The sequence below is a fragment of the Streptomyces sp. MA5143a genome, assembly GCF_900290235.1.
In the GTDB taxonomy this organism is placed as follows: Bacteria; Actinomycetota; Actinomycetes; order Streptomycetales; family Streptomycetaceae; genus Streptomyces.
Window position 1 is genome coordinate 192,853 of record NZ_OLMK01000028.1, and the last position, 17,771, is coordinate 210,623.

The 17,771-nt window shown below is 69.8% G+C and carries 18 protein-coding genes and 1 pseudogene; 15 read left to right on the top strand and 4 right to left on the bottom strand.

Features of this window, described 5'->3' with window-relative positions:
• The first annotated feature begins 370 nt into the window (after nucleotides 1-370).
• The 10 genes and pseudogenes from SMA5143A_RS14465 (at nucleotide 371) to SMA5143A_RS14510 (ending at nucleotide 8,961) form a co-directional block, all read left to right on the top strand.
• Entirely contained in the window at nucleotides 371-757 is a 387-nt protein-coding gene (locus SMA5143A_RS14465; RefSeq protein WP_107463312.1) for a CPCC family cysteine-rich protein, read from the top strand.
• Nucleotides 754-1,377 carry a HEAT repeat domain-containing protein gene (locus SMA5143A_RS14470; protein ID WP_107463313.1) on the top strand — a complete coding sequence of 208 codons (624 nt, stop codon included), beginning with the start codon at nucleotides 754-756 and terminating at the stop codon, nucleotides 1,375-1,377. Before SMA5143A_RS14465 ends, SMA5143A_RS14470 begins: the two co-directional genes overlap by 4 nt.
• Nucleotides 1,335-1,589: pseudogene (locus SMA5143A_RS14475) on the top strand (Uma2 family endonuclease); the annotation flags it as partial. The gene SMA5143A_RS14470 and the pseudogene SMA5143A_RS14475, both read left to right, overlap by 43 nt.
• Nucleotides 1,590-1,642: 53 nt before the next feature.
• Nucleotides 1,643-1,909 (top strand): ribbon-helix-helix protein, CopG family, encoded by a 267-nt coding sequence (locus SMA5143A_RS14480; RefSeq protein WP_107463314.1) that lies wholly within the window; start codon nucleotides 1,643-1,645, stop codon nucleotides 1,907-1,909.
• On the top strand, nucleotides 1,906-2,298 hold the full coding sequence (locus SMA5143A_RS14485; protein ID WP_107463315.1) for a twitching motility protein PilT: 393 nt from the start codon (nucleotides 1,906-1,908) through the stop codon (nucleotides 2,296-2,298). Before SMA5143A_RS14480 ends, SMA5143A_RS14485 begins: the two co-directional genes overlap by 4 nt.
• Before the next feature lie 281 nt (nucleotides 2,299-2,579).
• Nucleotides 2,580-2,957, top strand: coding sequence for a hypothetical protein (locus SMA5143A_RS14490; RefSeq protein ID WP_181361851.1), 378 nt, complete (start codon nucleotides 2,580-2,582; stop codon nucleotides 2,955-2,957).
• A gap of 321 nt (nucleotides 2,958-3,278) precedes the next feature.
• Entirely contained in the window at nucleotides 3,279-4,532 is a 1,254-nt protein-coding gene (locus tag SMA5143A_RS14495) for a helix-turn-helix domain-containing protein (RefSeq protein ID WP_107463371.1), read from the top strand.
• Nucleotides 4,533-4,838: 306 nt separating this feature from the next.
• On the top strand, nucleotides 4,839-5,633 hold the full coding sequence (locus SMA5143A_RS14500) for a toll/interleukin-1 receptor domain-containing protein (protein ID WP_107463316.1): 795 nt from the start codon (nucleotides 4,839-4,841) through the stop codon (nucleotides 5,631-5,633).
• The gene (locus SMA5143A_RS14505) at nucleotides 5,630-7,630 is read left to right on the top strand and encodes a hypothetical protein (RefSeq protein ID WP_107463317.1); all 2,001 of its coding nucleotides are present in this window, start codon (nucleotides 5,630-5,632) and stop codon (nucleotides 7,628-7,630) included. The genes SMA5143A_RS14500 and SMA5143A_RS14505 overlap by 4 nt, the downstream gene beginning before the upstream one ends.
• Before the next feature lie 98 nt (nucleotides 7,631-7,728).
• A complete protein-coding gene (locus tag SMA5143A_RS14510; RefSeq protein WP_308812034.1) occupies nucleotides 7,729-8,961 on the top strand; it encodes a hypothetical protein in 1,233 nt (410 codons plus the stop codon).
• A 243-nt stretch (nucleotides 8,962-9,204) separates the two neighbouring features.
• Here SMA5143A_RS14510 and ychF read toward each other — a convergent pair whose 3' ends face one another.
• Complete coding sequence (gene ychF / locus SMA5143A_RS14515; protein ID WP_055511817.1) at nucleotides 9,205-10,293, bottom strand: redox-regulated ATPase YchF; 1,089 nt, start codon at nucleotides 10,291-10,293, stop codon at nucleotides 9,205-9,207.
• A gap of 414 nt (nucleotides 10,294-10,707) precedes the next feature.
• Between ychF and SMA5143A_RS14520 the strand changes: the two genes are divergently transcribed.
• Nucleotides 10,708-11,292 carry a DUF6542 domain-containing protein gene (locus SMA5143A_RS14520; RefSeq protein ID WP_258193524.1) on the top strand — a complete coding sequence of 195 codons (585 nt, stop codon included), beginning with the start codon at nucleotides 10,708-10,710 and terminating at the stop codon, nucleotides 11,290-11,292.
• Between the two features lie 95 nt (nucleotides 11,293-11,387).
• Here SMA5143A_RS14520 and ppgK read toward each other — a convergent pair whose 3' ends face one another.
• Nucleotides 11,388-12,134 (bottom strand): polyphosphate--glucose phosphotransferase, encoded by a 747-nt coding sequence (gene ppgK, locus SMA5143A_RS14525; protein ID WP_107463320.1) that lies wholly within the window; start codon nucleotides 12,132-12,134, stop codon nucleotides 11,388-11,390.
• A 138-nt stretch (nucleotides 12,135-12,272) separates the two neighbouring features.
• Nucleotides 12,273-13,283, bottom strand: coding sequence for a 4-hydroxy-3-methylbut-2-enyl diphosphate reductase (locus SMA5143A_RS14530; protein ID WP_107463321.1), 1,011 nt, complete (start codon nucleotides 13,281-13,283; stop codon nucleotides 12,273-12,275).
• Nucleotides 13,284-13,610: 327 nt separating this feature from the next.
• Between SMA5143A_RS14530 and xseA the strand changes: the two genes are divergently transcribed.
• The 3 genes from xseA to SMA5143A_RS14550 all read left to right on the top strand — a co-directional run bounded on the left by xseA (nucleotide 13,611) and on the right by SMA5143A_RS14550 (nucleotide 15,920).
• Nucleotides 13,611-14,837, top strand: a complete 1,227-nt coding sequence (gene xseA, locus SMA5143A_RS14540; protein ID WP_107463323.1) for an exodeoxyribonuclease VII large subunit — start codon at nucleotides 13,611-13,613, stop codon at nucleotides 14,835-14,837.
• A 10-nt stretch (nucleotides 14,838-14,847) separates the two neighbouring features.
• Nucleotides 14,848-15,138 (top strand): exodeoxyribonuclease VII small subunit, encoded by a 291-nt coding sequence (locus SMA5143A_RS14545; protein ID WP_055516991.1) that lies wholly within the window; start codon nucleotides 14,848-14,850, stop codon nucleotides 15,136-15,138.
• 191 nt (nucleotides 15,139-15,329) lie between these two features.
• Nucleotides 15,330-15,920, top strand: a complete 591-nt coding sequence (locus tag SMA5143A_RS14550; RefSeq protein WP_107463324.1) for a malonic semialdehyde reductase — start codon at nucleotides 15,330-15,332, stop codon at nucleotides 15,918-15,920.
• Nucleotides 15,921-16,020: 100 nt separating this feature from the next.
• Here SMA5143A_RS14550 and SMA5143A_RS14555 read toward each other — a convergent pair whose 3' ends face one another.
• Nucleotides 16,021-16,539 carry a DUF4245 domain-containing protein gene (locus SMA5143A_RS14555; RefSeq protein WP_107463325.1) on the bottom strand — a complete coding sequence of 173 codons (519 nt, stop codon included), beginning with the start codon at nucleotides 16,537-16,539 and terminating at the stop codon, nucleotides 16,021-16,023.
• Between the two features lie 125 nt (nucleotides 16,540-16,664).
• Between SMA5143A_RS14555 and glpX the strand changes: the two genes are divergently transcribed.
• Entirely contained in the window at nucleotides 16,665-17,699 is a 1,035-nt protein-coding gene (glpX, locus tag SMA5143A_RS14560; protein ID WP_055516998.1) for a class II fructose-bisphosphatase, read from the top strand.
• Nucleotides 17,700-17,771 lie beyond the last annotated feature (72 nt).

Below are 17,771 nucleotides of genomic sequence, written 5' to 3' on the forward strand. Positions count from 1 at the left end.
TGAACCGGAAGCCTTCATGGCCAACTCACTGTCCGATCAGGCATGTTGAACGACATATCGAACACTGTTCGCGAAATCGGGCAGAGGCTAAATCCGGAAAAGAGGGCGCGTCAATACATCCGACACATCCGATCCTTCGAACGCCACAGATGAGCGATCCGGCACTCACCTGGCCCCCAGGGCGCGGCTCGGGACGGGAGACGCGAGGCGGCACGTCCGGCCACGACGGAGGGGCCACGAGCCGCACAGGACCGACCGCGACCGGCCGAAATCGAAACCCGCCAAACCCCCATGAACCGGACTCGAACGGGGCGCGGCAGCGCGGAGAAATCCGTGGCACATCGGCGGGCCCTGTGACGAGACTGCCCGGATGAGCGCCTCCTCCCCCTACCCCTGCCCCTGCTGCGGGCATCAAGTGCTGGAAGCGATGCCCGGCTCGTACGAGATCTGCCCCGTCTGCTTCTGGGAGGACGACGGGGTCCAGTTCCGCTGGCCGACCATGGCCGGCGGCGCGAACAACGTCTCCCTGGTCGATGCCCAGCGCAACTACCGGGCCTTCGGCGCCTGCGAGCAGCGCAGCCGACCGCACGTCCGCCCACCGGCCGAGGACGAGCCGCTCGACCCCGCATGGCGCCCCATCGACCTGACGCGCGACTCCTTCGAGGACTGGGACGACCCGGACCGGCCGCCGTGGCCCGACGACCGCTCGGTGCTCTGCTGGTGGCTCCCCACGTTCTGGCGCCGGGACCGACCATGACCACGCACGTCGAGAGACTCGTCCAGCAGCTCGACGACGCGACCGGTCCGTCGCACGACGCCCGCGCGGAACTGATCGACATGGGCGCCGACGCCCTCCCCGCCCTCATCGACGGTCTGCCCTCCCTCGGCGGCTTCGGGCAGCTGACCGCCATCGAGGTCTTCGAGGAGGTGGGCGATCCCCGCTGCGGTCCCACCCTCATCGGGCTGCTGAACAGCGACAACCCGACCGTCCGTGAATGGGCGGCCATGGCCTTGGCGAGCCTGGACGTCGAGGCTGCGGTCGAGCCCCTGCGCCGCGCCTACCGCGCGTGTCTGGACCGTGCGACTCCGCCCGACTGGACCGAGCCGGACGGCATTCGCTGGGCCCTGACCGAACTGGGCGCCCGCACCCCTGCGGTCCCGCCGCTCACCGCACGCCTACGAGCCACCGCGGCGAACGACGCCCCCCGCTGGCCCTCGGCTCACTTCACCGACCTCATCGACGACCTGGCCGACCACGCCCAGGTGATCCTGTACTCCCAGTTCTGGCGGGTGGACGCCGGCCGCGAGTACAGCGTCTCCGGCACCAACCTGGACTGGGAACTCGATTGGACCGAGGCACTCGCCACACCGAACTGATCGACGGCGCCCTCGTCTTCATGGCGTCGCCCCAACGGTCCTGGCACGGCCGCCTCGTCACCTCCCTCACCACCATGCTCATGGCCGCCGCGACCGCCGGTTTCGAGGTCGAACGGGAGATGACGATCCGCATCGACGAGCGAAACCGTCCGGAGCCGGATCTGGTCGTGACGACCGCACCGTATGACCCCGACCGCACGTGGTACGCACCGGGCAGGTGATCCGTGCACCAGCATTGAAGGCCATACCACGCTATGGTTGTTGTATGGCTACCAAGAAGGTGACTATCACTCTCGACGAATCTCTGGTCGAAGCCCTGGCCGAAGCCGCCGAGGAAGAAGGCATCCCACTCTCCCGCCTCGTCGCCGGAGCAGCCGAACGCGAGCTGCGCCTGCGGGCCGGCCGGGCCGTCATCCAGGAGTGGCAGGCAGAACACGGCGCCTTCACCCCCGAGGAGCTCGCCGCCGCCCGCGCGGACCTTGCCGCCGCCGACGCCGAATACCTCAGCGACCCGGGAGTCTCGGCCGCGTGAACATCCCCTACCTGTACGACGCCGGGGCGCTCATCGCCATCGACAACGACGACCGACGCATGTGGGCCCGCCACAGCCTGGCCCTCGAAGACGGCCGGGACATCCACATCCCATCCATCGTCGTCAGCCAGGCATGGCGGGACTCCCGCCGCCAGGTCAGACTCGGCAAGTTCCTCGCCGGGTGCCACGTCGCACCCGTCGGCATCGAAACCGCCAAAGCCGCGGGCATCCTCTGCGGCAAGGCCGGCACCTCCGACATCGTCGACGCCACCGTCGTGACCATGGCAGCCAGCCTCGGCGCCATCATCTGGACCTCGGACCCGAACGACATCCGCACCCTCGTCGACGCCCAGGACATCAAACCCGCCCCTGTCATCCGCACCGTCTAGTAGTCCAGCCGCGTGACCGTAATCGTTCGACTCTGACTCACATCCAGCGGTGACGCACAGCGACGATAGCCACGCGCAGCGATGCGCCCAGTTCGACTCGTCGTTCAGGGCTCCGCCACTCTGGACGTGTGGGTGGAGAGACAGCTGGCCCGGGTAGACATCTACCGGCTCGACCAGCACTCGGTCACCACCCGATGCAGCCCAGAGCCAGTTCGATTGACAGCCCTGACCTGATCGCCCTCCTGCGCAGCGACGACTCCACCGTCCGGGAATGGGCGGTAATGACCCTGGCGAGCCTGGAGATCGAAGGCACGGTCGAGCCGCCTAGCGTGCCTGCCTGGTCCTCGGCCCACTTCGCCGAGATCATCAACCACCTCGCCGACCACACCCAGGTGATCCTCTACTTCCAGTTCTGGCGGGTGGCCGCCAGCCGCACGTACGTCATCTCCGGCACCGGTCTGAACTGGGAACTCGAATGGGCCGCGCCCTGGGAGCACCTGGTGGCGGAGTCCCACACCTGGTCCCTGCCGGGGGCCTCCGAAGCCCCCACCGGCGACAACATCTTCGTGGCCCCCACCTGGATCGACCCTGCCGACCTGTCCCCGGCGAGGTGGCCGATGCCGTTCCGACACCCGCGGAGACCAGCTGCGGCTACGTAATCGAGCACTGCGACTTCGTGAAGGACGGGAACCCGCCCATGACCCTGTCACTCTCGAACACTTTGTTCCGATCATGGTCAATCCCGGTCGCTCCAAGGAACGGGAGGGGAACAGCGAAGAACGAAAGAGGCAACGGGCAACACTGCCGAACCCCGATTCTCCAGACAAGGGTCGTGCCAGACTCAGTTTCGGACGCGAAGCGGAACCACGCCGTTACAGCAGGTGTTCACCGTCGAGTTTCGCGTCGACCGGTGATCGTCTGATGACGGCTCCCGTGAGGGCGGACGGCTCTCGCGGTCACTGTTCAAGGGGAGGCTGATGATGAGCACGACTTTACGTTTCGGCCCGGAACTTCGCCGTTTACGAGTGGAAGCGGGGCTGTCTCTTACCGAGTTCTCCGTGGCGCTCAACTACGACAAGGGACACCTCAGCAAGGTCGAACGCGGAGAGCGTTCCCCGTCCCCCGAACTGGCCCGGCGGTGTGACGCCTTCCTCGGCGCGGACGGCGAGCTACAGCGCCTGGCCACCCGCCCTGAAGCGGACTCGGACTCGGGCTCCGCCGAATCCCCCGCCGGTCCGAGCCGCTGGCTCGTCGGGCGTCGGGCAGCCCTCTCGGCGGGTACAGGAGTGCTGATCGACCTCAGCCTGAAACTCGGCGGTCAAGCGTTGTCCTCCGCCGACGACCCCCTCCTGGGCTCCTACCGCATGCAGTTCGACCAGCTGCGGAAGCTCGGTCAGTCCACCGCCCCCAAGATCCTTCTGCCCCTGCTGGAGACGCAGACTCGCATGGTCGCCGGACTCGCCTCCGATGCCGGGTCCGCCTCCCGGGCTTCCGCACTCCTGCTCGCCTCACGGTTCGCGGAGTTCACCGGCTGGATGGCCCAGGAGGCCGGGGACAGCGCCGGGGCACTCGGCTGGACGGGCGAGGCCGTCGAACTGGCGCGCGCCGGAGGCGACCCGTACCTGGGTTCCTACGCACTGGTGCGGCGCGCCCTGGTCACGATGTACGGCGGGGACGCCGCTAGCACCGTCGCCCTGGCCCGCCGAGCCCAGGGCAGCGAACTCCCACCGCGCATCAGAGGGCTCGCTGCCCAACGAGAGGCCCAAGGGCACGCGCTCGTCGGCAACGAAGTCGACTGCCTCCGCAGCCTCGACAGGGCGCGGGAACTGCTCTCCGAGGATGACGCCCTCAACGGCGCCGAGCCCGTGATCGGAACCTCACACGTGAGCAATCCGGCGGCGATGTCGACCGGCTGGTGTCTACACGACCTCGGGCGCCCCAAGGCCGCTGCCGAGGTGCTCGACCGGGAGTATCGCCGCCTCCCGCCGCACGCGCTGCGTACCCGCGCCCGGTACGGCTTCCGCAGGTCCCTGGCACATGCCGCCTCCGGGGAGGTAGAGCACGCGTGCGCGATTGCCGGGGAGCTCCTGGGAGTGATGCCGGCCGTGCCCTCGGCGACGGTGAACAGCGACGTCCGACGCCTCGCGCGGGAACTGTCCCGGTTCCGGAGCTGCCGCGGCGTACGTGATCTGCTGCCCGCGTTGGCACGCGTACTCGCCCCCACGCACAGCTGACAGCCGCTCCACGACCGACACGGACTCGAGCCGCCCGGCTCGCCCCACTACCCACCCCTCCGGCCCTCCGGATCCCATGATCCCCGCGGGCCTCTCTGGTTCCCGCCGGACGCGTCGCATCGCGCCTCCCGGCTTCTCCGGGCTGCCCGCAGCCAGTGACGCACAGGCGGTGCCCCTTCATTCGCATGCCCTCTCGTGGACACGCCATGCCGTCACACGGTCGGGACCTCTGGCTCGGGCGAACCGGAACCCCGGTCCACAGCCCCGTGCCCGTTCACTCGTCTTTCTCTCAGGAAGGGAACCTTCATGCCCGACGTCTTCGTCAACTACCGCACAGGCGACGAGGAATCCGCCGCGACAATGATCGCCCGGGAACTCGCCCGGAGGTTCGGCGACGAGCGGATCTTCTTCGCCAGCAACTCGATTGATCCCGGACGCCGTTTCCCAGCGGAACTGGTCAGGGCGGTGGAGGGATGCGAGGCGCTCCTCGCCGTGATCGGCCCGCGCTGGGCGGAGGTACGAGGGACCGACGGCCGCCCCGCGCTCGAAGCCGAACAGGACTGGACCCGTCGCGAGATCCAGACCGCGCTCGACCGCGGGATCCTGGTGATCCCCGTGCTCGTCGGAAAGGTCACGCGGATCGACCGCACCGTCCTTCCTGACGATCTGCTGGAGCTGGCGGACTTCCAGTACAGGCGGTTCGACCACCGCAACGCCGAATCGGACCTGACGACGCTCGGGGACACCCTCGCCCGGCTGCTGCCCGAGCTGAGCAGGGTGGATCGCGACGGCCGTGCGGCAAGGGAGCGGACGGAGGCGAAGTCACGCGAGAAGTCGGCCCAGGACATCGGGCACATCAGGATGCGGACGCGTGACGTCGAACAGCGCGTGCGCGGCGGCATCGGAAACCTCAACGGAGACCTGTCCGGCACCTTCGTCAACGAGCCGCAGGGGCCTGTGAACACCGGCCGGGGCCACCAGTACAACGCACCTCATTTCGAGGGCGACAACACCGGGGTCCAGTTCACCGCCGGCGACAACAGCGGTACGGTCCACCAGCGCTTCGAGCGCGAGCGCCGGCGCTCGGACGACGGGCGATGACCGAGCAGGACCGCGTCACCGTCAACGATCCGCGCGGCCCGGTGAACAACGGCGAGGGGCACCAGTACGTCTTCTACGGCGCCGCCACGGACTGGATGACCCGCAAAGGAGTCGAGTCCCTCCGGATCGCCCGCGAGGACCGGGCGCGCCTGGCCAACCGGTTCGTTCCCCCCAGGGGCTACCGCATCGCCGCCGACCACTTGGAGAAACCGGGGTCGGTGGTGCTGCTGGAGGGACCGCCCGGCAGCGGCCGCCGTGCCGCGGCGATCATGCTGCTGCACGGGTTCGGTGAGGACAGGAGCACCGACGAGGAAAGGGGCCGGGTCGAGGAGCTTCCCGCCACGGCCAAGGACGAGAACAGGAACGACAAGCCAATAACCCCCGGTGAGGGGGACCGCTTCCTTCTCGACCTCTCCGGGATCACCGACGAAGAGGAGTACACCCGGGCCCAGCACCGTCTGGCCGTGCACCGGTCGAAGGTCAAGGAGGCGGGGGCCCACATGGTCGTCGTCCTGCCATCGGTCATGGAGCACGCCCATGCGCCGGACTTCGAACCGCACAGGGTGAAGCTGGAGCGCCCCCGGGGCGTCGCTGTCGTCACCCGGTACCTCCGCATGGACCGGATGGCCTTCCACCCTGCGGATCTGAGGAGCGCCGACCTCCAGCGCCTGTGTGACCGCTCCCCCATGCGGGAACTGGCGCGGCTCGCGGGGCTGGTGAAGGCCGCCCGCGACAGTGGCCGGTTCGGATCCGACTTCGCGGGATGGCTCAACCAGGCGATACACGCGGTGACCGACCGTGCCGGTGAGGTGTGTCAGCAGATGGTCGCGGTCCGCACCGCACCCGAGCGGGCCCTGCTGCTTGCGGCGGCAGTGTTCGAGGGAACTCGCGCCGACACCGTTTACGAGGCATGGCAAGGCCTGTTGAAGGAGGTGGGGCACAAGGAGGAGGTGACCTCCGAGTTCGCGCAGACGGACTTCGGGGAGCGGTTGAAAGCGCTCGGGATCGAACGGGACCCGGACGGACGGCTACGCTTCGAGCGGCTGGCCTACGCCGACGCGGTGCGGACGTACTTCTGGGCGAACTTCCCCGGGGTACGCAACGGCCTCAGGGACTGGATCGGCTCTGCCGCCGAGTTGAACGGCCTGACCACCGACGACCAGGTGGACGTCGTCGTCCGCTTCGGCGAGCGGTCTCTGGCCGTCCGGCGGCCCGACGACCTCTTCGACCTCATGGTGCGCTGGGCGAACGACGCGGCCAGAGCGTCCGGCGATCCGCGAGCCGCGACAGCTCTCGAAATCGGTCTCCGCCACGAGGAGTTCGGCGGTTGGTTCCGCAGGCGGATGTACGAGTGCGTCACTAGGTCCGGCTCCTTGTCTGACGGCCTGGCCCGTGTCCTGACAACTGCCTGTCACCAGAGCCTCGGCGCGACGCACCCGGATCAAGCAGTGGTGCGCCTCCACCACCTCGCCGTGCGGAGGGAGGGGGCAGCGCACGGGGCCCGGGAAGCGCTTCTCGACCTCGCCGGCCGTGACCGTCGGCTCTACCGACTGCTGATCGACCGCCTGCGGGACCGGGCACGTCAGGAACAACCCGGAGCACATTCCCATCTCCACCTGCTCGCAGAGCTGTTGAGGAGTGACCGAGCACCGGACCCACCCCGCTGGCCGGACCTGTTCCTGGGCTGGAAGACGGTGTTCTCGCAACCGCCGACGGAACTCTGGAACCCGCTGGTGAACAGCTGGCTGGACGCCGTGGCGGACGACCGAACGCAAGAGATGGCGTTGAACGTGATGGTCAGGGCGACGCACGGCCGCACGGCCGCCCTCCACCGCCTCTACGTCATCGCCTGCGGCTGGGCACGGTCCGCGCGCCACCCGTCCCGGGCGGCCGTCGCCGCCCTCTTCTGGCGGCACATCGACCAAGCGCAGTACGCCCGCCCGGAGAGTGCGGAGCGTGCGGGCGCCGAACCACGGACCACGGAAGAGGAACGATGAAACACCGTTTTCCCAGCCTGCTGTTCGTCGCTCTCTGCGGCCTCACACCAGCTGTGCTCGGACACTTTCTGGACTGGTCGGCATGGTTGTGGGGCTTTATGTCCATGGTCACGGTCTCCGGTTCCCTGCTGCTCGTGATGACGCTCCTCAGCGGTGGCCACACGCCCGCCGACCCGTACGAGCCCGGGGAGCCCGAGCCGCCCGCGGTGCCAACGGAGCAGCCGTACCAGGAGGCACGGGTGGTCGACGCGGCGCTGTCGAGCGCGACGAACGGTTATGACTTCCTCTTCTCCGCCACCGTGTGGTGGAGGCCGGTCCCCGGCCACGCCGGCCAGGCAGACAGCGCCTCCTCAGCCCTCGCCGTGTCCTCGATCGTCACCCGGGCCCTGGAGGTCGTCCGTCACGAGGAACCCGACCGGGCAAGCTCCGCGCGGTACCTCTTGGAGGGGCAGTTGGGCATCCTGCTCCCCGACCTGAGCGGACGGGTGAAGGCCATGGCGGCCGATGTGATGCTGACCCTCGCCCCCGCCGACCGCGAACGCCTGCAGAAGCTGAACGACCTTCGCAAGGACGAGGAGATCTGGGAGTACGAGCGTCAGCACGAGCGCAACAAGCGACGCTACCTCGGTGACGACGTGCTCAAGAGTGCGGGCAGCGCGGTGGTGTGGTGGCTCGCCCGCCACGAGGACGACATCGAGAAGGCGGTCGACATGATCGGCCCGCTCGCCCAGGTCGCGGCGGCGGCCAACGACGAGGAAGTGCCCGAACTCTTTCGCCACCTGCTCGTCCCGCCTGTGGGCGCACGGAACGAAGCGACCGTCGGGGGCCCGCTGTGGGACGGGGACGACCACGGAGGAGGGGTGTTCGACCGCGAGGAGGAAGTAGGGGTATCGGATCGACTGCGCCTGTTGCTGACGGAGGCGGGCCTGAAGCCGGACATGGACGGGTACACGGTGCTCGCGCACCGCGTGATGAGGTTCTTGAGAACAGAGGGGCTGGACGAGGCCGCCGACGAGATCAGGCGGGCCTTTGGCCTGGCTTCCGACGAGAGCCCGGAGGACGACCCTTCGGGCGAGGGGAACACCACCGGCCCCTGGCCGCCCCGCTCACCGGCCCCCGAGGGACCGCCGTTCACCGACCCGGACGTGGCTGCTGGTGCGAGCACGTTCACACCGAGGACGGCAGGGGGCAGCGCAAACGCCGAGGACCGGGGTCGGTGGGAGACGAGCGAGGAAGATATTCCGTCTCAGCACTTCTGGGACCCGTCTCACAGCCCGCACCGGCCCACCGAACCCGGCCCATGGGACGAGGACGACGAGAACAGGATCTGATCCGGTAGACGGTCGGCGCTCCGAGGCTCCCCTTCGCCGCACACCGCGGCAGGGGAGCGTCCACCCGCCCCCAGTCCCCTTGCGCACAGCCACGAGAAACGGCGATGCGAAGACAGAGGTCCGAGGAGCAGGATTCCCGGCACCGTCCCCGCACGGGAAACAGCAGGGGGCCGGCTCCCTGAAAGCCGGTCCCCCTGTCCTCCGCGAACACGACGAAGGGCCTGACTCGCAGTAACGCTGCGATCACACGTTGAAGCGGAACTCCACCACGTCGCCGTCCTGCATCACGTAGTCCTTGCCCTCCATGCGAGCCTTGCCCTTGGCGCGGGCCTCCGCCACCGAACCGGTCTCCACCAGGTCGTGGAAGGAGATGACCTCCGCCTTGATGAAGCCCTTCTGGAAGTCCGTGTGGATGACGCCGGCGGCTTCGGGGGCGGTGGCGCCCTTCTTGATCGTCCAGGCGCGGGACTCCTTGGGGCCGGCCGTCAGGTACGTCTGGAGGCCGAGGGTGTCGAAGCCGACGCGGGCGAGGGTCGCGAGGCCCGGCTCGTCGGCGCCGACGGACTGGAGGAGTTCGAGCGCGTCCTCCTCGTCCAGCTCGGCGAGGTCCGCCTCCAGCTTGGCGTTGAGGAAGATCGCCTCGGCGGGGGCGACCAGCGCGCGCTGCTCGTTCTTGAAGTCCTCGTCGACCAGTTCCTCCTCGTCGACGTTGAAGACGTAGAGGAAGGGCTTGGTGGTGAGCAGGTGCAGGTCGTGCAGCAGTTCGTTGCGCTCGCTGCCCTGGACGATCCCGTGCGCGAAGAGCGTGTCGCCCTTCTCCAGGATCTCCTTCGCCTCCTCGACGGCCTTCACCTTCGGCGCGATGTCCTTCTTGATGCGCGACTCCTTCTGGAGGCGCGGCAGGACCTTCTCGATGGTCTGGAGGTCGGCGAGGATCAGCTCGGTGTTGATCGTCTCGATGTCGTCCTTCGGCGAGACCTTGCCGTCGACGTGGACGACGTTCTCGTCCTTGAAGGCGCGGATGACCTGGCAGATCGCGTCGGACTCACGGATGTTCGCCAGGAACTTGTTGCCGAGTCCCTCACCCTCGCTGGCGCCGCGCACGATGCCCGCGATGTCGACGAAGTCGACGGTCGCCGGGAGGACACGCTGCGACCCGAAGATCTCGGCCAGCTTCGTCAGACGCTCGTCCGGGACGCCGACGACGCCGACGTTCGGCTCGATCGTGGCGAACGGGTAGTTGGCCGCCAGCACGTCGTTCTTGGTCAGGGCGTTGAACAGGGTCGACTTGCCGACGTTGGGCAGACCGACGATTCCGATCGTGAGCGACACGTTTACGACTTCCCGTACGTAGGAGGGCCAGGCGGCCGGTGGCCTGGGGCGGCGGAGCCTGGGGGTGCGGTCCGGCGGATCGTGCCCCAGGGGCCAGAGGGCTGGCCGGTCCCCCAGTTTACGGCGTGCCCGCGCCCCGCCCGGCGGCGTATCGAACGCTTGGCCAAGGTCCCCTCAACGGCGTGTCTGTGCACCCATTCGGCACATTAACCGACCTAAGTTGGTCGAGTGGAGCAGCACAGGACGCATCCCCCTCGGACCGGACCGCAGCGTGGCACTCCCCTTCCGCCGCAGCTGGTCAGAGGCGGCCGGGAGCGGGGCGGCGCGGGGGCGCCGCGTCGTGCCCCGGTCGCGCGCGGGCCCGTCCCGGCGCCGGCCCGAGCCGTGCGGCGCGTCTCCCGCGCCGTGCGCCGGATGCCGAACCCCCGGCTCACCGGGCTGGGCGGCGGACTGTTCTGCGCGGTGTCGATGTTCGCGCTGGCCTGCCTCGACCGGCTGCTGTTCAGCGCGTCACTCACGCTGTACGGGGTGTTGTTCCTGCCGGTCAGCGCGTTGACCGCGGTGTGGGTGCGGCGAGGCGACCTCGCGAGCGGGCCGGTGGTGGTGCCCATCGCGTTCGCGGCCGGGCTGCCGCCGATCGCCGGGGGCGAGGGAGGCCCCGCCGGGTATCTGATGGGCCTGGTCACCGCCCTCGCGATGGCGGCGGGCTGGCTCTACGGCGGCACGCTGATCGCCGGCCTCATCGTGACCGCACGCAAGCTGCGCCTGATGGCCCGGCGGGCGGCGGAGCGGGAGGGGGCGACGGCCGGGGAGCGGCGAGTCGGGAGAACGGGAGAGCGGGAGGCGGCGACGTCCCGAGGGTCGGAGGCACCGGGAGGGCTCGGACGACCGGGAAAAGCCGGCGCCCAGCCCCACCCCTCGTACGACCACGCCCCGGCCCGGCCGCGGACCCCGAGGCCTCCGGCCCAACCCCGCCGCACGGCGCCCCGCGGCTCCTGACCCACCCTCGGGCCAGTCCGGGCCTCTGTCCGGGCCTCTTTCCGGGCCTCTTCTGATCAGCCGGCCCCGGAACGAGTCCGCGCGCCCTCCCGGGATCAGCCCGCCTTCACCGCCCGCATCGCCGCGCCCACGATGCCCGCGTTGTTCTGGAGCTGGGCCGGGACGATCTCGGCCTGGATGCCCTCGATCAGGTGCAGGAACTTGTGGGACTTGCGGCTGACGCCGCCGCCGACGATGAACAGCTCCGGGGAGAAGAGCATCTCCACATGAGCGAGGTACTTGGTGACGCGCTTAGCCCAGTGCTCCCAGGTCAGCTCGTGGTCGTCCTTGGCCTTCGTGGAGGCGCGGGTCTCCGCGTCGTGGCCGCCCAGTTCCAGATGGCCCAGCTCCGTGTTGGGTACGAGGACGCCGTCGCTGAAGACGGCGCTGCCGATGCCCGTGCCGAAGGTCAGCATGATGACCGTGCCCCGGCGGTCGCGACCCGCACCGAACTGCACCTCGGCGACGCCCGCCGCGTCCGCGTCGTTCACCACGGTGACCGGGAGGCCGCCGAGCCGATCGCCGAGCAGGGCGCGCGCGTCGACGTCGATCCAGCCCTTGTCGACGTTGGCCGCCGTACGGATCGTGGCGCCACCCGTGACCACGCCGGGGAAGGTGATACCGACCGGTCCGGTCCAGCCGAAGTGGTCGACGACCTCCTTCACCCCGTCGGCCACCGCGTCCGGCGTCGCCGGGTGCGGGGTCAGCACCTTGTACCGCTCGTCCGCCAGGTCGCCCAGGTCCAGGTCCACGGGAGCGCCCTTGATCCCGGATCCACCGATGTCCACGCCGAAGATGTGCATGGCCCTACGTTACGTCGTACGACTGACAGTCACGGCCCGGGGCCACCGGGCCGCAGCCCGGTCCCGGAACCCTCACGTCGTCGTACGCGTACGGCCCCGGAACCTTCACGTTCCGGGGCCGTACGGGGGCAGTGGGGCTCAGGCGCCCGCGGCGCCCTGTCCGGTGCGCTCGGCGACCAGGGCGGCCGCCTCCTCGCGCAGATCGCGGCGCAGCTCCTTCGGCAGCGAGAAGGTGATCGACTCCTCGGCGGCCTTCACCAGCTCGACGTCCTCGTAGCCCCGCTGGGAGAGCCACTCCAGGACCTCCTCGACGAGGACCTCCGGCACGGAGGCGCCCGAGGTGACGCCGACGGTCTCCACGCCCTCCAGCCAGGCCTCGTCGATCTCGCTCGCGAAGTCCACGAGGTACGCCTCGCGGGAGCCGGCGAGCTTGGCGACCTCGACGAGCCGCTTGGAGTTGGAGGAGTTGCGGGAGCCGACGACGATGACCAGCTCGGCCTCCGCGCCCATCTGCTTCACGGCGAGCTGACGGTTCTGCGTGGCGTAGCAGATGTCGTCGCTCGGCGGGGAGACGAGCAGCGGGAACTTCTCCTTGAGGGCGCCGACGGTCTCCATCGTCTCGTCGACGGAGAGCGTGGTCTGGGAGAGCCAGACGACCTTCGACGGGTCGCGGACCTCGACCTTCTCGACGTCACCGGGGCCGTCGACGAGCTGGATGTGGTCCGGGGCCTCGCCGGAGGTGCCGATGACCTCCTCGTGGCCCTCGTGCCCGATCAGCAGGATGTCGAAGTCCTCGCCCGCGTAGCGGATCGCTTCCTTGTGGACCTTGGTGACCAGGGGGCAGGTCGCGTCGATGGTGGCGAGCCTGCCGCGCTGCGCCTCCTCGTGCACGGTGGGGGCCACGCCGTGCGCCGAGAACATCACGATGTTGCCCTCGGGGACCTCTTCCGTCTGCTCGACGAAGATGGCGCCCTTCTTCTCCAGGGTCTGCACGACGTACTTGTTGTGGACGATCTCGTGGCGGACGTAGATCGGGGCCCCGTACTGCTCGAGGGCCTTCTCGACGGCGATCACGGCACGGTCGACACCCGCGCAGTAGCCGCGCGGAGCGGCGAGGAGGACACGGCGGCGGCCAGGCGAAGCGGTCATGCACCCATCGTAGGGGGTTCCCCGTGGGGGGCTCCGCCGTGGGAGCGGGCGGCTCCGCCGTGGGAGCGGGGGGTGAGCTCGGGGGTGTGCGGGGGTGTGCCGGGTGCGGGTGGGTGGGGGCTTGTCGCGCAGTTCCCCGCGCCCCTGAAAAGCGACCGGGGCTGCGCCCCGTGCTTTTCGGCGCCATCCCGCTGAAGGCCGGGCCGCAGGCCCATGCTTCAGGGGCGCGGGGAACTGCGCGAGAAACCACAACGAACCCGCACCCGCCGACGAACCCCGCCCCCCGAGACATGAGGCGCTGTCCGCACCCCCCGATACGCTCCCCACATGGCTCTCAACACATCCGCCGACGCCCCCCTGCCCGTCGGTGAGGTCTCCCGGCTCATCGGCGGCTGGATCGACCGGCTCGGCACGGTGTGGGTCGAGGGGCAGATCACTCAGCTGTCGCGGCGCCCCGGCGCCGGCGTCGTCTTCCTCACGCTGCGGGACCCGTCGCACGACATCTCCGTGAGCGTCACCTGCTACCGACAGGTGTTCGACGCGATCGCGGATGTCGTCAGCGAGGGCGCCCGGGTCGTCGTGCACGCGAAGCCCGAGTGGTACGCGCCGCGCGGTCAGCTGTCCCTGCGGGCCACCGAGATAAAGCCGGTCGGGGTGGGGGAACTGCTCGCCCGGCTGGAGCAGTTGAAGAAGTCGCTGGCGGCGGAGGGGCTGTTCGCGCCGGAGCGGAAGAAGGCGCTGCCGTTCCTGCCGCAGCTGATCGGGCTGGTGTGCGGCCGGGCCTCCGCGGCCGAGCGGGACGTGCTGGAGAACGCCCGGCACCGCTGGCCCGCCGTCCGCTTCGAGGTGCGCAACGTCGCCGTGCAGGGCGTGCACGCCGTGCCGCAGGTGGTGCAGGCGGTGAAGGAGCTGGACGCGATGGAGGGCGTGGACGTCATCGTCGTGGCGCGCGGCGGCGGCAGCGTGGAGGACCTGCTGCCGTTCTCCGACGAGCAGCTCGTCCGGGCCGTCGCGTCCTGCCGTACGCCGGTGGTGTCGGCGATCGGGCACGAGCCGGACACCCCGCTGCTGGACTACGTCGCGGACCTGCGGGCGTCCACGCCGACCGACGCGGCCAAGAAGGTCGTCCCGGACGTCGGCGAGGAGTACGAGCGGGTGCGATGGCTGCGGGACCGGGCGCGGCGGTGCGTGGAGGCGCTCGTGGAGCGGGAGGAGCGGGGGCTCGCGCACGCCCTGGCGCGCCCCTCGATAGAGGATCCGCACCGCATGATCGACGAGCGCGCCGACCAGGTGGCCTCCCTGCTCGACCGGGGGCGCCGTTGCCTCGGCCACCATCTGGACCGGGCGGTGTCGGAGCTGTCGCACACGCACGCGCGCGTGGTGGCCCTCTCCCCCGCCGCGACCCTGAAGCGGGGATACGCGGTGCTCCAGAAGGCGGACGGGCACGTGGTGCGCGCGCCCGGGGAGGTCACGGCCGAGGAGCCGTTGCGGGCGCGGGTCGCGGAGGGCGAGTTCGCCGTCCGGGTCGAGGGCACTGTCGGAGGGGACGCATAAGGTGGGCCGCATGACCAGCAACGTGAGCGAGGCCGAGGAGACGACCGTGACGGGCGGGGCGGCCGAAGCGTCCGAGGCCGACCGGGCCCTCGGCTACGAGCAGGCGCGTGACGAGCTGATCGAGGTCGTCCGGCGGCTGGAGGCGGGCGGTACGACACTGGAGGAGTCCCTCGCGCTGTGGGAGCGCGGTGAGGAGCTGGCCAAGGTGTGCCGCCGCTGGCTGGACGGCGCCCGGGCCCGGCTGGACGCGGCGCTGGCGGAGGACGAGGAGACGGACGCCTCCGGCGACGGCCGCGGCTGACCCCGCCCCGCCCTTTCGGGTGCGGCACCGGCTCACCCCCTCTTCCGGGTACGCACCGGTTCCCCCTTCCGGGTACGGCGTAGATCCTGGTTCCTGTGAAGCGGATCACCCCAAGCCGCTTTTGGTTGAACCTTGAACTTCCATTGCGTACCTTCGATGCCGTCAGCGCACGTCTTTACGAAGGTTGTTCCATGTCTCTCGTTCTCGACCCCGCCGCCCAGGACCTGCTGTTCCGCGAGGCGCACACGGCGAACGCGTTCACCGACGAGCCTGTCACCGAGGAGCAGGTGCAGGCGATCTACGACCTGGTCAAGTACGGCCCCACCGCCTTCAACCAGACCCCGCTGCGTATCGTCCTGGTCCGCTCCGCCGAGGCCCGCGAGCGTCTGGTGGCGCACATGGCCGAGGGCAACCAGGCCAAGACCGCCACCGCGCCGCTGGTCGCGATCCTCGCCGCGGACAACGAGTTCCACGAGGAGCTGCCGACCCTGTTCCCGGCGTTCCCGCAGGCCAAGGACCTCTTCTTCGCGGAGCGCCCGGCCCGTGAGTCCGCCGCCGGGCTGAACGCCGCCCTCCAGGCCGCGTACTTCATCATCGGCGTCCGTGCCGCGGGGCTCGCCGCCGGCCCGATGACCGGCTTCGACGCCGCCGGCGTCCAGAAGGAGTTCCTGGACGCCGACCACACCCCGCTGATGGTCGTCAACATCGGCAAGCCGGGCGAGGGCGCCTCCTACCCGCGCTCCCCGCGCCTCGCCTACGACGACGTCATCACGACCGTCTGATCCTCGGGCACCACGCGGAAGGGGCCCCCGGCACGACTGCCGGGGGCCCCTTCCGCGTCCCTGTCCATGGGCGCGTCATGTCGCGGTCTCCATGGGCGCGTCACTCCGTGCTCAGCGCCTTCGCCATCCTCGTCAGCTCCTCGAACGACGCGCTGCCCGCGACCACGGTCGTCGCCTCCTCGCCCCGCAGGACCAGGGCGTCGTAGCGGTCGCCCTCGTAGCGGGTCCAGGTCTCGCCGCCGATCTCCTGCGTGGTGCCGGTCTTCTTCGCGTCCTGGGTGGCGTCCGGGATGAACCGGGACGGCTTGCCCGCGGACTGCTCGACGGCCACGTACTGGCCGTCGGGGGCGTGGAACCCGAGGTGCCAGTGGTCGGAGTCGGCGCCGCTGAAGCGGACGGACGTCGCCTTCCAGGTGTCGGGCAGGCCCACGGGCGCGGCCACCGGGTAGGAGGCGGCGCGGCGTGCCGTGAGCAGCTCGACGCGGTAGTCGACGCGCTTGAGCTCCTGCTCGGTCTCGTCGTGCGGGATGAAGAGATAGATGACCCAGGCCGCGAGCACGATGAGTCCCAGGGAGAGGACCATGTCGCGAACGGTCTGCTTGCCTTTCGTACCTGCCACGCCCTCATCGTCGCAGGTGCACCGGTCTGCTCATCCGTGGGGTCCCCTGCTCAATTTGTCAGCCTGACGATAGAGTCGAGCCGAACCCCCATCCGGCCGTCGTCGTATCAGAAAGGTGCGCTCCGATGACCGAGAATCATCATTTGCCCTCCGAGCTCGAAGTCCCCTCCGAGGCCCCCGACCGCAACCTCGCCCTGGAGCTCGTCCGGGTGACCGAGGCGGCCGCGATGGCCGCGGGCCGCTGGGTCGGCCGCGGGGACAAGAACGGCGCCGACGGCGCCGCCGTACGCGCCATGCGGACCCTCGTCTCCACCGTCTCGATGAACGGCGTCGTCGTCATCGGGGAGGGCGAGAAGGACGAGGCCCCGATGCTCTTCAACGGGGAGCGCGTCGGTGACGGGACCGGCCCGGAGTGCGACATCGCCGTGGACCCGATCGACGGCACCACACTGACGGCCAAGGGCATGACCAACGCGATCGCCGTGCTCGCGGCGGCCGACCGGGGCACGATGTTCGACCCGTCGGCCGTCTTCTACATGGACAAGCTCGTGACCGGCCCCGAGGCCGCCGACTTCGTCGACATCGACGCGCCGATCTCGGTGAACATCCGCCGGGTGGCCAAGGCGAAGCGGTCCACGCCCGAGGACGTCACCGTCGTCATCCTCGACCGGCCGCGGCACGAGGGCATCATCAACGAGATCCGGGAGACCGGGGCGCGCATCAAGCTGATCTCGGACGGTGATGTCGCGGGCTCGATCCTGGCGCTGCGGGAGGGCACCGGGGTCGACATGCTGCTCGGCATCGGCGGTACGCCCGAGGGCATCATCTCGGCCTGCGCGGTGAAGTGCCTCGGCGGCACGATCCAGGGCAAGTTGTGGCCGAAGGACGACGAGGAGCGGCAGCGCGCGATCGACGCGGGGCACGACCTCGACCGGGTGCTGACCACGGACGACCTGGTCTCCGGGGAGAACGTGTTCTTCGTCGCCACGGGGATCACCGACGGCGAGCTGCTGCGGGGTGTGCGGTACCGGTCGGAGACCGCGACGACCGACTCGATCGTGATGCGGTCGAAATCGGGGACGGTGCGGCGGATCGACTCGGTGCACCGGCTGAGCAAGCTGCGGGCCTACAGCTCGATCGACTTCGAAAAGGCGAAGTAGCTCCGCCGGTCAAGCGGTTGGGGTCGGGGGGACTGCGGTGCGCTGTCGTCCGCGGGGTGCGTCGTGGCTTGT